Here is a 12,157-nt window from a genome sequence, read left to right on the forward strand (position 1 = left end):
CAGGTAGACCGCACACGCGCACCCGTCAATGACAGCCCTGCCCTCAGTCTTGCGCACCATCATCGAAGATCGCCTCGATGGGCTGGCCGAACAGGCGTGCGATCTTGAACGCCAGCGGCAAAGACGGGTCATACTTGCCGTTTTCCAGCGAGATCACGGTCTGGCGTGATACATCCAGCTGCTCGGCCAGATGCGCCTGACTCCAGCCGCGTTCCCCGCGCAATTCCTTCAGCCGGTTATTCATGAATAACTGCGCCCCAGCAGGAATAGCGAGACGTAGTATCCAAGCGCCGCCACTGCCACCGACATGACCGGCTCGAAGGCTGGCAGGCCCGTCAGCACCGTTGCCAGGCCCCACAGGAACATCAATGTCACGGAAAGACAGCCGCCAATGGCCCAGGCGAGGATGTGGATGCGCTGCTGCAGCTCGTCGAGCGCCCGGATAAGGATGACAATCTCGTAGCTCGCCGCTGCCACGAAGACGACGCAGATCGCCAGCATGGCAAGGTTTAGCGGGCTCGCTCCTCCCGGATCTCCACCCGCCACGTAATAGCCGGTTTGCAGCGCCAGCACGACCAGTATCAGGGCGGTTGTACGCCAGATATAACGGCGGCGGGCAGACGGCGGGGCGGAGTAGGTTTCCGGGAGGAGATTTATCATGGGCTGCCTTCAGGCTTGATGGGCGTCACCAGGCTTCTGGCCGCCAGTAAACAGGCGTATCAGCCAGTGACGGTTCGCAAACGCTGTCCAGCCCAGAACGAGCATGGTCAGCCAGAAAAGCGCCTCGGTCGCCAGGGCCGCTGCAATCAGCGCAACCACAAAAACCGCCCGCGGCGCGTCCAAAAAATACGCGGCTCCCGCACCCGTCCACGCCAGCAATGTTGCCGAACCTGCCAGCACGACCAGACCGATGCGAAGTTTCTTTGAGAAAGTCATAATTCACCTCCGTTGTAAAGCGTGCTTTACGATGTAGCGTCAAGCTCGCTTTACGTCAAGGGTGCTTTACAACTTTTTTGCGGAGCGGTGGATCAACCTTCGATGGCTTGAGCGGTGACCCCGTAGGAAGCACCTATAAGTGGTGCTGTGTCGTGAAATGAGTGGCATGGAGCTATGAAGTGCAGCTGGTCCCCGTCGCGATTTAGCTCTCGAACACCTTGAACGCCTTGAAGCTGAGCAACGGCTTCCTCCAACGCCGACTCTCGCAACTCGTCATCGATATTGGGCGCCACTGTGAGGATCATGCGGCAGCATGAGACCTCCGGAGCATCACAGGCCGCCAGAAACATGGCGGCAAGGAAGATCAGCTTTGCGGACGTCCGGATTACATGCGTGCCTTGTCACTCTAACCAGACGCGACTCTTTTTGTTATACAAATAATAACGCCTTAAAAAATGAACAGATAAGCTACAGAACAACAATATAATAAATGATACAAAAATTAATATATATTCGAAATATCCGAAAAACATCATGTGCACAAAAATAACAAATACTGGAGCAATCAGCGAGACATCATACCAATCATTCCACCACCTTAAATTCATTGTTACTACCTCACGAAAAACATTATGAGCATCGTATACACGAGAAAATATACGAAAAACACAACGGATGCTTTCTTGAATTCTGCGTGTGATTTGCCCATTCGAACAATAACATATATGAATCCCATTGCTGTACACAAAATATAGAGATACATTCCTCTGAAATCTAAAGCCATTTGTACTGAAACGGCAATTGCAACCAACCCTAGAAGCAGCAACAAGAAAATTCGCATTTTGTAACTACCCAAGACCGTTCATTCGAAACAACTTGCGCATGCCCGCATCCCGTTCAATTTCATCTGCTGCTGAGCTGGCGCATCAGGGTCGCCTTATGCGGCATAAGGGTCGGTCTGGCATGATCTGTTAATCCACTATCGCAACTCACGAATGATCAGCTCGATTTCCGGCCGCTTCAAGTGCGACCCACAAGAAAAAAACCGGGCCCCTTTCGGAGCCCGGCCTTTCCGGCATTCCTGCAATGAGCGCGCCTACTTGTTCGGTTGCGGCGTGACGCGCAGGTATGGCTTGATCTTCTTGTAGCCCTTGGGGAAGAGCTTGTCGGCGTCTTCGTCGGAGAGGCTTGGCACCACGATCACGTCATCGCCATCGGTCCAGTTCACCGGCGTGGCCACCTTGTAGCCATCGGTGAGCTGCAACGAGTCGATCAGGCGCAGCACTTCGGTGAAATTGCGCCCTGCGCTCGGCGGATAGGTGAAGGTGGCGCGGATCTTCTTGTTCGGGTCGATCACATAGACGGCGCGCACCGTTACCTTGGGATCGGCCTTCGGGTGGATCATCGTGTAAAGGGTGGAGACCTCCTTGTTCACGTCCGCGATGATCGGGAAGTTCATCGCCGTGCCTTGCGTCTCCTCGATGTCCTTGATCCACGCCTTGTGCTGGTCGAGCGGATCGACCGAGAGCGCGATGGCCTTGGCGTTTCGCTTCGCGAACTCGTCTTTCAGCTTGGCGGTAAAGCCGAGCTCGGTGGTGCAGACGGGCGTGAAATCAGCCGGGTGGGAGAAGAACACCACCCATTTATCGCCGATCCAGTCATGGAAGCGGATAGGGCCTTCGGTGGTGTCGGCGGTGAAGTCCGGGGCGGTATCGCCGAGGAGAAGGGACATGCAGATGCTCCAGATTGTTTGCTGGCGGAACGTTAAGCGCTTTACTTAGGAAGCAGGCTTGGGCGATGTAAGGCCATCGCGCCTCCACCCCTCATTCAGAATTACTGGCGGACCCATTATGCCCAGCCTGATCATCATGCGCCATGCCAAAGCCGTCGACCGGATGGAGGCCGAGGACGATTTCGAACGCGGGCTCACGCCGCGCGGCCACGCGGATGCCGCGCGCGCCGCACAGGAGATGCACAATGCAGGGCTCAGGGCCGAGCTGGCGCTGGTCTCCCCTGCCCGGCGCACACGCGAGACCTACAAGCCGCTGGCCGCCATCTTCCCCGATGCAGTGATCGAAGACCCGATGGCGCTCTACCATGCCTCACGCGAAATGCTGGAGCGGGCCGTGACCGAAGCGCTGGACACCGGCGTGAAGGCTATCGTGCTGGTCGGGCATAATCCCGGCATAGGCGAATTTGCCCACGGGCTTGCGGCGCGGGCCGAAGCGATGGAGGGCGTGCCCTATGGCTGGCCAACCAGCGCCGCCATCGCCTTTGATCTGGCCGATGCCAGCCTGTCCCGGCCCAACCGCACTTTCCTGTTCAATCCGAAGGCGTAGCCGGAATCGATTCGCCTTAAAGGTTAATTTGCGTTAACCATACCGGCCGTTTCGCAAGGAACAGGCGGCTATGGGGCATGCTATCGGGCAGAGATTGCGGCGCGCGCCGTTACCGGCGCCCACCCCGTCCAGTGCGATCATGGCCACGCGCAGCCATGCGCAGGCCTACCGGGCTGCCTACGCCCTTGCAGACGAAAACCCGCAGGCCAGCGCAGTCCATCCGCTGGCTGTGCCTCATGCCCTGTGGGCCGGGCCTGCCAGCTTTCTGATCATTCTGGAGCTGATAAGCGCAGGTGCCGGGCTGGCCGTGCTGGGCCTGCTGGCCGCTTTCCTGTTTCTGGGCGTTGCCGGCTTGCGCCTGGCCGCTTCGATACTGCCCGCCCGTACCAGCCCGCGCCGCACTTTGTTTACCCATGCGCTGCCCTCGGTGACCGTGCTGGTAGCGCTTCACCGGGAGGCATCTGTCGTTGCCGGTCTGGTCGATCAGCTGGCGCGCATGGACTATCCGCGCGAGCGCATGGATGTGGCACTGGCCATCGAAGCCGATGACTGGGAGACGCTGAGCGCCGCCCACGCCGCCGCTAAAGCCAATGCCAGCCGCCTGCCCGTGCGCGTCATGGCGGTACCGCCCGTGGGTCCGCGCACCAAACCCAAGGCGCTCAATTTCGCGCTGCAGCGCACGACAGGCGAGCTGGTCGCCGTCTATGACGCGGAAGACGCCCCTGCTCCGCAGCAACTGCGTGCCGCGGCAGAAGCGTTTGCGGCAGACCCGGCGCTGGGCTGCGTGCAGGCCCCTCTGGGCTGGTATAATCGGTCGGAAAACTGGCTGACGCGCATGTTCGCGCTGGAATATGCCGCGCAATTCCATGTTGTCCTGCCGCTTTTCCTGCGGATGGGCTGGCCGCTGCCGCTGGGCGGCACCAGCAATGTCTTCTCGCGCGATGCCCTTATGGTCTGCGGGGGCTGGGATGCCCACAACGTCACCGAGGATGCGGATCTGGGTTTCCGGCTGGCACGCCATGGCTGGAAAACCGGGATGATAGATCACGGCACGCTGGAGGAAGCGCCCGTTACGCGACACGCCTGGACGCACCAGCGCAGCCGATGGCTGAAAGGTCATGCGATCAGCTGGTGTGTGCAGATGCGCCAGCCCGGCGGGCTTGTCAGCGAGAGTGGATTTGGCGGGCTTGTATCCCTGCAGGCATCGCTGGGCATGAATGTCGTGAGTGCGCTGGTACACGGGCCGGCGGCTCTCTTCATCATCTGGATGACCGCCAGCAGCCTTGCCGCCGCCAGCCTGCCCTGGATCGTGCTGCCTGCGCTGGCCGGATATGGCGCGGCGATACTCGCTGCGGCCACCGGTGCACGCCGGGCCGGGTTCAAGCCGCTGGCGCGCGATCTTGCCATGCTGCCCGCCTACTGGCTGCTACAGACGCCCGCCGCCATCCGGGGCTTGCGCGAGATTGGCAGCCAACCTTATGTGTGGGCGAAGACCGAACACGGCATTACCGCCCAGCACAGGATGGCCCCTGATGAGCCTTACCCTCACGCTCATCCTGATGATCGCGGCGCTGGCCCTGTTTGCTTTCAGCGCGTGGCGTAGCGGAAGGCCGTGGAACCCGGTGCACGGGCCACGCATGGTGCCGTGGACGCTGATCTGCATCGCTCTTGCGATCTTCCTGCTGCTCTTGCTGGCCCATCTGCTTAGCTTTATCGGCATAGAAACCGGCCAGCGCGTGCGGACCTTCTAGAAGGACGCGGCAATCAGCCCGGCGAACAGCGCGGCAAAAAGCGCGATCAGCAGCCACCGGCCCCAGCGGGGAAGCCACAGCCAGCCCGCCACGATCCGGTCTCCCACCGCATAGAGCACCAGCCCCATCGCGAAATAGCGCAGGCCCCGCCCCAGCGTGATGGCCAGCGCGAACCACACCCCGCCAACGCCTGCCAGCCCCGCAGCCAGGCTGGTCAGCTGTACCGGGACAGGGGTCAGCATGGCGGCAAATACCGCCAGAGCGCCGCCCGTCTCGATGCGCGCACGCGCGTCCGACAGGGTTGCTGCCGCGCCGCTATCATCAACGATCATCGGCGCGATGGCATCAAAGGCCAGCCGGGCCAGCGTGTAGACCAGCAGCCCGCCCAGAATCGACCCCAGAGCCGCTGCTGCCGCTGCCGGAAAGACAAAGCGGCGCCCGCGCAGCATCTGGGCGGCCAACGGCAGGGCGACCGGCCAGGGAAAGATCGTGGAATCGATGAAAGAGCCAACGAAGAGCGCAGGCACGGCCCATTTTCCCCTCGCCGCGCGTATCAGGCGCAGGCGGATCAGCCGCACGGTTCGCGACCAGCCTGAGGGGCGCGATCTCGATGCGGGGCGGGTATCGGGCTTGCTCATCACCAGCCGGTCTTTACCCGCTTGGCGGCGGCGCGCAAAAGCGGCCTAACGCCGCTACCCACCCGGCAGGCCGGTCTGGAAGCTTTCCACCAGAGAGCCGGTCACCAGACGCCAGCCATCCACCAGTACGAAGAAGATCAGTTTGAACGGCAGCGAGATGATGATTGGCGGCAGCATCATCATACCCATCGACATCAGGATGGAGGCCACCACCAGGTCGATAATCAGGAAGGGGATGAAAAGCAGGAAACCGATCTCGAAGGCCCGGCGCAGCTCGGAGATCATGAAGGCGGGCGCGACCACATGCAGCGGCGTGGCTTCGGGCGTCTCCACCTCCACCTGCGCGATGTCGAAAAACAGCGCCAGATCATCCTCGCGCGTATGGGCGAGCATGAACATCTTTACCGGCGAGGTGGTGCGCTCGAACGCCTCCTCGGTTTCGATCTCGCCATCCAGATAAGGCTGGATGCCCTCGCCATAGGCTTGTGTGAAAACCGGTGCCATGATGAAGGCGGTAAGGAACAGGGCGAGCGAAACCAGCACCGCATTGGGCGGGCTCTGCTGCAGGCCGACCGCCGTACGCAGCAGGGACAGCACGACGATAATGCGCACAAAGCTCGTCGTCATGATGAGGATGGACGGAGCCAGAGACAGCACCGTCAACAGGATGACGAGCTGGATCACCCGCTCGGTCAGGCCATCCTCCTCGCCGACATCAATGCTGATTGACTGCGCCTCGGCCATGCCGCCAAACGCCAGCCCGGCCAGCAGCAGGGCGAGCGCGAGGCTCCAGAAAAGCGCCGGTCCGGACCGCAACCACGCCATCAGGACGGGTCCTGCTGCGCGGTGTCATCGGCAATACCCGGCTCCACCGGCTCAAAGCGCGGCGGGGCGGGACGCCGGTCCAGAACCGTCTCGCCAGCCAGCCCCAGCAGAATCACATGCTCCTCATCATCCACACGCACCAGCACCACGCGGCGGCGTGGATCGAGCATGAGGGTGGAGGCCACTTCCATGCGGCGCGGCGCATTGGAGCGCTGAATGCTGGGCAGGAAATGGGCCAGCCCTGCCCGCCTCGCCAGCAGTGCCAGCCCGCCAAGCAGGCCCAGCACGAGCAGAAGCGCCGCGAAATAGCGTCCGAAATCTATTACGTCCATTTGACGCGCTCCCCGGCGGAAAGGCGCAGCCCCGTGAGCGCCCGTTCCGTTTTGCGGACTTCAACCGCTAGCGGGAGTCGCGGCTTTGGTTAAGCCACTCTTAACCGCATCAGCACAAGGCTTGGGTTGGAGCCTTATGCGCGCCAGAACGGCCAGCGCGAAAACAGGAAGCAAAACGCATGCGTCCGGACGACATTCCAGTCCTTGGCATTCTGCGCCAGGCGCTCGGCTATCACTCCGACCGCCAGCGCGTGATCGCGGAAAACGTCGCCAACGCGAATACGCCCGGCTATGTCCCCGGCGACATTCCGCAAAGCGAGTTCGAGCGCGCCCTGTCCGGCGCACAGACCACGCGCCGGGTCACGCTGAGCGCCACCGAAGCGGGCCATATTCAGGGGCGCGTCAATTCTGGCGGATCGGGCGCATGGCGCTCCATGGCAACGCCGGACAGTGAAACCACGATCAACGGCAATTCGGTCGTGCTGGAAGAGCAGATGGTGCGCTCCGGCGAGAACCGGATGCGCTTTGAAACCGCGCTGGGGCTTTACCAGAAGAGCCTGTCACTCATCCGCATGGCGGCCAGAGGGCCGGGCGCGTAAAGGAAAGAAGGATCTGACCCATGTCCAACAACGCATCAGATACCTTGCAGATCGCCGCGGCGGGCCTTCGCGCCCAGTCCGCGCGTATGCGCATCATTGCAGAGAACCTGGCCAATGCGTCCTCGACCGGGCGCACACCGGACGAAAACCCCTATCAGCGCCAGATGCCGGTTTTCCGCGCCGAGCTGGACCGGGTTACAGGGGCCAACCTGGTGCGCATGAGCGACGTGCGCGCGGACGAATCGGATTTCCGTATGGTCTATGAGCCGGGCCACCCGGCCGCCAACGGGGAGGGCTATGTGCGCTATCCCAATGTCTCCAGCCTTATCGAGCTGATGGACATGCGCGAGGCACAGCGCTCCTACGAGGCGAACATGAACATGGTGGAAGGCACGCGGCGCATGATGGAGCGCACGCTGGACCTTCTGCGCCGCTAGAGAATTGACCGGAGACTGAACGATGGATCTTGCAGCCATCCGCGCCTATGCACAGGCCGCCCGCCAGGTGTCCGACCCGAATGCCACAAGCGCCGCCAGCGCGGGCAATCCGGTTGCGTCCGGCTTTGGCGATATGGTGATGAACGCGCTGAGCGAGACGCAGGCCGTCATGCAGGCGTCAGAAAGCCTGACCGCACAGAATGCCACCGGACAGGCCGAGCTGGTTGATGTCGTCACCGCCATGGCCGCCGCAGAGGTACAGCTGGAAACCGTCATCGCCGTGCGCGATCAGGTGATCCGGGCCTATCAGGAAATCCTGCGCATGCCGATCTAGAGCGAAATTCGCTCAGGACGGCCCCTGATCTGCGCCCGCCTCGAAGCGGCGCGCAAACCCTGCCAGAAACGCATCCATCGTTCCCCGGCTGGCGAGGCTGGAGACCAGCTCTGTCAGCCGCCGGTCGCCTGGTGCGGGCAATTCCGTCGTGACGAGGCTGAAGCCCCCGCGATGGCGGGTCGTGGCCATGGCCTCGCCATAGCGCGCCTCGATCCGTTCCAGTGATCCGCTATCGCCTACAAGCGCATAGGCAATCGCGGCGCGCATGACATCACGCGATTCGGTGTCGGTCAGCGGTCCATCCTCGCGCCAGCGCGCGCCCAGCACCGCTTCCAGCCCGCGCGCGGCACCGGCCCAGTCGCGCTGCTCCCAGGCGATATCAGCGCGCAGGCGGCGCGCAGGGGCGCTGTCATCATCCCCGATCATTTCAAGCGCATGGTCGGCCCGGCCAATCCCGGCCATGGCGCGCGCTTCCAGCAGGCGGCGCTCTGTAACCAGCGCAGGTGACAGTCCGGTCACGCGGGTCGCGCGCAAGGTGCGCAGCGCCTCCTCATGGCGGCGGCCCATCAAATAGATGACGGCCAGATCCGAGGCGATGGCGGCGCGCGCCTGCGCGGGCATGGAGCGGTTATCGACCTGATGCTGGAGAAGCTGCGCGGCCGGATCGAGCAGGTCCACCGCCACCAGACGTTCGGCCACCCGGCGCACCATCCGGTCGCCGTCCGCGCCTTGCGGGGTGAGCGACGCATACTCGTTGAAGAGCGACAGGGCTTCCAGCGGCGACATGCGCGCGGCTTCATCGTCCAGAAACAGCCTGCGGAACAGGGCGTCCATGTCCGAGGCGATGCGCCGCGCCGCGGCGCTGCCCGGCTGGCGCAGACGCGCCTGGCTCATCACTTCGAGCGCCTCGCCATAGCGGCCTGCTTCGGCGTAGAGCGCGCCAAGCTGGCGGGCTGCTTCCAGCTCGGTATCATCGCCGCGCCAGCGCAAGGCGGTGCTGGCCAGCATGTCGGCGGCCTGTGTCGGCGCTATGCGTTCTTCTGCCAGCTCCAGACGCACCTGGTTGAGCAGGGACACCGCCTGAATAGGCAGCCACGGGTCTTCAGCCAGAGCCGCGAAACGCCTGATCGCCTCGTCATTACGCCCTGACAGCGCCGCCACACGCGCGGCGGCAAACTCGGCCTCGGCACGCGCCTGCGGATCATCCAGCTCAGCATCGATGCCATCAAGCAGACGCAAGGCCGTGCCGATATCGCCGGTCTCGGCTGCGGCGCGGGCATGGGCTGCCTGGATACGCGCGCGCCAGAGCGGATCAAGGAAGAAGCCCGTACCTTCAGCGGCGTCGAACCGGCGGCGCGCCTCGGGCCAGTCAGACCGGCGTGCGGCTATCAGCCCGCGCCAGGGCTGCACGGCCGGGTCTTCATTGAGGGCGGAGCCGGACAGAAACACTTCGGCACGCGGCAGGCGGCCCATCATCAGCATGGCGATGCCGTTTATGACCCGCAGCTCCACACTGTCGGCCAGCTCGCTATCGGCCTGCGCTGCCAGCCGCGCCGCGCCCAGGGCTTCCGGTGCCAGCTCCCACGCCAGATAGAAGCGGGCCAGATTGAGCAGTTCGTTCGGCTCCCCGCCAGAGGCACGATACAGGGCGCGCGTCAGACCGCTCTGATAGTCTTCGTTCCCCCGCCAGGCCGCCAGATCGGTAAAGGCGGGCGAGGTGGGCATCACCGCATCAGCCATTGATGCCGGCCCGCCAGAGCGCGACAGGGCCATGCCGCCCGGCCGGGACAGCTGCGCACCGCCATCCAGCAGGGCCAGCTCCAGATCGTCCGCCAGCGGCTGCACCGCAACGCCGTGCACCGATGGCAATATATGCGCCTCCACCATGCGGTAGGGCAGAAGAACACCGCTCTTGGCGCCGTCAGCGGTCAACACCAGAAGGCTGTCGCCCATCACGGGATCATCAATCCTGACGGCGGAGCGCGCACCCTCCTGACCGATGCGCAGGCGGGCCGGCTGGCCGGGCGGCGTCACGCGCATCAGCACGACCGGGCGTGAGGGCTGGTCGATATTGTCGCGAAGGCCAACCGTCCATGTGGCACCGGCCGCAACAGGATCAGGCAGGGTGGCTTCGGGCGCTTCGATACGCAGCGCGGTGTAATCCTCTCCGGCCACGACCTGAAACCCGCGCATATGGCGGCGCGGGGCGTCAGACAGCTCCGATACATCCAGCTCGGCGCGCGCATCGAACACCAGCCACACGGCTTCGGGGCGGCGGAAAACGGCCAGCCCCGGCAGGTGCGCCCACTCAAAGTGCAAAAGCGCATCATTGCCGCTGCGCGTCAGGCGCACGCGCACAATACCGTTTTCCGGCACCGGGTCGGGACGGATTTCCGCCACGGCAACGGGTTCCGGCTCTGGCGCTTGCGGCTCGCCGGCGGGCGGCGTCTCCGGCTCAAGCCCGCCCAGCGCGGCCAGCATGGCTTCAGGCGACACATGCCCTTCAGGCAGCACATCCAGCACAATGCGGCGGCCATCCTCATCATCCCACGCGCGCGCCGAGGCACCCTCGTCGAGGCGCAGCGAGATCGTCAGACCGCTATCCTCATTGGCACCGCGCAGCTGCTCGATCAGGCGGGGCGGGCTGGCAGAAAGCTGGCGCAGATCAGCCTCGCCCGGCGCATCGAAACGCAGGACTGCCCGGCCATTACCGGTTTCCAGCGCATAGCCGGTGCGCGACGGCCACATAAATTCGATCCGGGTATATTCCGCCGCCTCGCCGGTGCGCACGGCAACATTGGCAGGCGGGGGCGGGACATTGGCAGCCGCGGCGCGCTCGGCAGCGGCTTGCGCCTCGGCACGGGCGTTACGCTCGAACTGCGACACGATGGGCGCAGGCGCGGACGCGCCGGGCGGTGTCAGATCAATGGCGATGACATTATGCGAGACGCTGACATGCGGCTCGGCCTCACGGTTCAGCGCAAGGCGCAAGGTGCGGCCATCCTCGTCGAGACGCGCCATCGCTGCCAGTCCGCCAGTCTGGGCCGGAATAGACGGAGCATCGAAATAGACAGGCTGTGAAAAGCGCGCGACCAGCACCGCGCCAGCGGCAATTTCTGCCTCCGCCGACAGATCGCCGCCCATGGATTCAGGATAGGTGATGACCAGACGCGTGCTGGCGGGTGTGCGCTCCACGCCAACGCTGCCCGTCACCTGCGCCCACGCGCCCTGGGTCAGCCCCGCAAGGAGCAACGCCACCGCAAGGATGGCGGGTCTAGCTGTCCCGGCCGGCAAGGCGGGCCTCCACCTCGGTCTGGGTTTCAGGCGGATTGGCACGCGAGCGCAGCCGCAAGGTCAGCTCCGCCGCGAAGCCGGGGTCCATCTCCGCCAGGATTGCCGCATAGCGCCGCGCCTGATCGCGCTGCAGGGATTCAGCCAGCAGGACCAGCGTGTCCTCATCCATGCGCGACATGATTGCGGCCGCGTTCTCCGGCTCCAGCTGGGCATAGACCGAAACGATCTCGCCAACGCGGCGCTCGCGCTCGGTTTCCAGCGTGCCCAGAAGCGTTTCCAGACTGGTCTCCAGCGCTTCCATACGCGCGATGCGCGCCTCGATGCGCTGCTCGGCGACCTCCAGCAGGGCCTCGCGCGTATCGAGCTCTTCCTCGCGCATATCCAGTTCCACGCGCCGGTTCTCCACCAGCTCGCACAGCTGGAACTGGGAGCGCGTCACGTTGAACTCGTCGGGTTCAGGTTCAAACACAGGCGCAGGCGTGACCGCTGGCGGCGCAGCCTCAGCCTGGACGGCTGGCTCCGCGCGCGGGGCAAGCACTTGCGGCTCGTCTGCGCCTTGCGTGTTCATCAGTGCCACGGCGCTGTCAGCCAGCGACACCGATTTCAGCGCGAACATCGCAGCCAGCAATATCGCAATCACGGCAAGGGGACGAAGGCCGGGCATGAGCAAAG

The 12,157-nt window shown here is 63.8% G+C and carries 15 protein-coding genes; 6 read left to right on the plus strand and 9 right to left on the minus strand.

Annotated elements, in window-relative coordinates; genetic code table 11:
- Positions 1–43 precede the first annotated feature (43 nt).
- From ACQ5ID_RS10335 to ACQ5ID_RS10350, 4 genes are all read right to left on the minus strand, one after another.
- Positions 44–244: a helix-turn-helix transcriptional regulator gene (locus ACQ5ID_RS10335; protein ID WP_429912374.1), complete on the minus strand. Its 201-nt coding sequence runs from the start codon at positions 242–244 to the stop codon at positions 44–46.
- On the minus strand, positions 241–660 hold the full coding sequence (locus ACQ5ID_RS10340) for a hypothetical protein (protein ID WP_429912375.1): 420 nt from the start codon (positions 658–660) through the stop codon (positions 241–243). Before ACQ5ID_RS10340 ends, ACQ5ID_RS10335 begins: the two co-directional genes overlap by 4 nt.
- Before the next feature lie 9 nt (positions 661–669).
- On the minus strand, positions 670–936 hold the full coding sequence (locus ACQ5ID_RS10345) for a hypothetical protein (protein WP_429912376.1): 267 nt from the start codon (positions 934–936) through the stop codon (positions 670–672).
- Positions 937–2,032: 1,096 nt separating this feature from the next.
- Positions 2,033–2,668 carry a peroxiredoxin gene (locus tag ACQ5ID_RS10350; protein ID WP_429912378.1) on the minus strand — a complete coding sequence of 212 codons (636 nt, stop codon included), beginning with the start codon at positions 2,666–2,668 and terminating at the stop codon, positions 2,033–2,035.
- A gap of 118 nt (positions 2,669–2,786) precedes the next feature.
- Between ACQ5ID_RS10350 and ACQ5ID_RS10355 the strand changes: the two genes are divergently transcribed.
- The 3 genes from ACQ5ID_RS10355 to ACQ5ID_RS10365 all read left to right on the plus strand — a co-directional run bounded on the left by ACQ5ID_RS10355 (position 2,787) and on the right by ACQ5ID_RS10365 (position 5,026).
- Positions 2,787–3,275, plus strand: a complete 489-nt coding sequence (locus ACQ5ID_RS10355; RefSeq protein ID WP_429912379.1) for a SixA phosphatase family protein — start codon at positions 2,787–2,789, stop codon at positions 3,273–3,275.
- Positions 3,276–3,414: 139 nt separating this feature from the next.
- The gene (locus ACQ5ID_RS10360; protein ID WP_429912381.1) at positions 3,415–4,878 is read left to right on the plus strand and encodes a glycosyltransferase; all 1,464 of its coding nucleotides are present in this window, start codon (positions 3,415–3,417) and stop codon (positions 4,876–4,878) included.
- On the plus strand, positions 4,808–5,026 hold the full coding sequence (locus tag ACQ5ID_RS10365) for a hypothetical protein (protein WP_429912382.1): 219 nt from the start codon (positions 4,808–4,810) through the stop codon (positions 5,024–5,026). Before ACQ5ID_RS10360 ends, ACQ5ID_RS10365 begins: the two co-directional genes overlap by 71 nt.
- Here the strand turns inward: ACQ5ID_RS10365 and ACQ5ID_RS10370 are convergent.
- The 3 genes from ACQ5ID_RS10370 to ACQ5ID_RS10380 all read right to left on the minus strand — a co-directional run bounded on the left by ACQ5ID_RS10370 (position 5,023) and on the right by ACQ5ID_RS10380 (position 6,821).
- Complete coding sequence (locus ACQ5ID_RS10370) at positions 5,023–5,664, minus strand: YqaA family protein (protein ID WP_429912383.1); 642 nt, start codon at positions 5,662–5,664, stop codon at positions 5,023–5,025. The genes ACQ5ID_RS10365 and ACQ5ID_RS10370 overlap by 4 nt on opposite strands.
- Before the next feature lie 54 nt (positions 5,665–5,718).
- Complete coding sequence (fliP, locus tag ACQ5ID_RS10375) at positions 5,719–6,408, minus strand: flagellar type III secretion system pore protein FliP (protein WP_371395080.1); 690 nt, start codon at positions 6,406–6,408, stop codon at positions 5,719–5,721.
- An 80-nt stretch (positions 6,409–6,488) separates the two neighbouring features.
- A complete protein-coding gene (locus ACQ5ID_RS10380; RefSeq protein ID WP_429912384.1) occupies positions 6,489–6,821 on the minus strand; it encodes a flagellar biosynthetic protein FliO in 333 nt (110 codons plus the stop codon).
- Between the two features lie 179 nt (positions 6,822–7,000).
- Between ACQ5ID_RS10380 and flgB the strand changes: the two genes are divergently transcribed.
- Genes flgB through fliE form a run of 3 tightly spaced genes read left to right on the plus strand, consistent with a single transcriptional unit; the run spans position 7,001 to position 8,191 of the window.
- Positions 7,001–7,420 (plus strand): flagellar basal body rod protein FlgB, encoded by a 420-nt coding sequence (gene flgB, locus ACQ5ID_RS10385; RefSeq protein ID WP_429912385.1) that lies wholly within the window; start codon positions 7,001–7,003, stop codon positions 7,418–7,420.
- 20 nt (positions 7,421–7,440) lie between these two features.
- Positions 7,441–7,857: a flagellar basal body rod protein FlgC gene (flgC, locus tag ACQ5ID_RS10390; RefSeq protein WP_429912386.1), complete on the plus strand. Its 417-nt coding sequence runs from the start codon at positions 7,441–7,443 to the stop codon at positions 7,855–7,857.
- Between the two features lie 22 nt (positions 7,858–7,879).
- Positions 7,880–8,191: a flagellar hook-basal body complex protein FliE gene (gene fliE, locus ACQ5ID_RS10395; RefSeq protein WP_429912387.1), complete on the plus strand. Its 312-nt coding sequence runs from the start codon at positions 7,880–7,882 to the stop codon at positions 8,189–8,191.
- Positions 8,192–8,203: 12 nt separating this feature from the next.
- Here fliE and ACQ5ID_RS10400 read toward each other — a convergent pair whose 3' ends face one another.
- Positions 8,204–11,485 carry a hypothetical protein gene (locus ACQ5ID_RS10400; RefSeq protein ID WP_429912388.1) on the minus strand — a complete coding sequence of 1,094 codons (3,282 nt, stop codon included), beginning with the start codon at positions 11,483–11,485 and terminating at the stop codon, positions 8,204–8,206.
- Positions 11,466–12,149: a MotE family protein gene (locus ACQ5ID_RS10405; protein ID WP_429912389.1), complete on the minus strand. Its 684-nt coding sequence runs from the start codon at positions 12,147–12,149 to the stop codon at positions 11,466–11,468. The genes ACQ5ID_RS10400 and ACQ5ID_RS10405 overlap by 20 nt, the downstream gene beginning before the upstream one ends.
- Between the last annotated feature and the right edge of the window lie 8 nt (positions 12,150–12,157).

The sequence above is a fragment of the Glycocaulis sp. genome, from assembly GCF_050485565.1.
GTDB lineage: Bacteria > Pseudomonadota > Alphaproteobacteria > Caulobacterales > Maricaulaceae > Glycocaulis.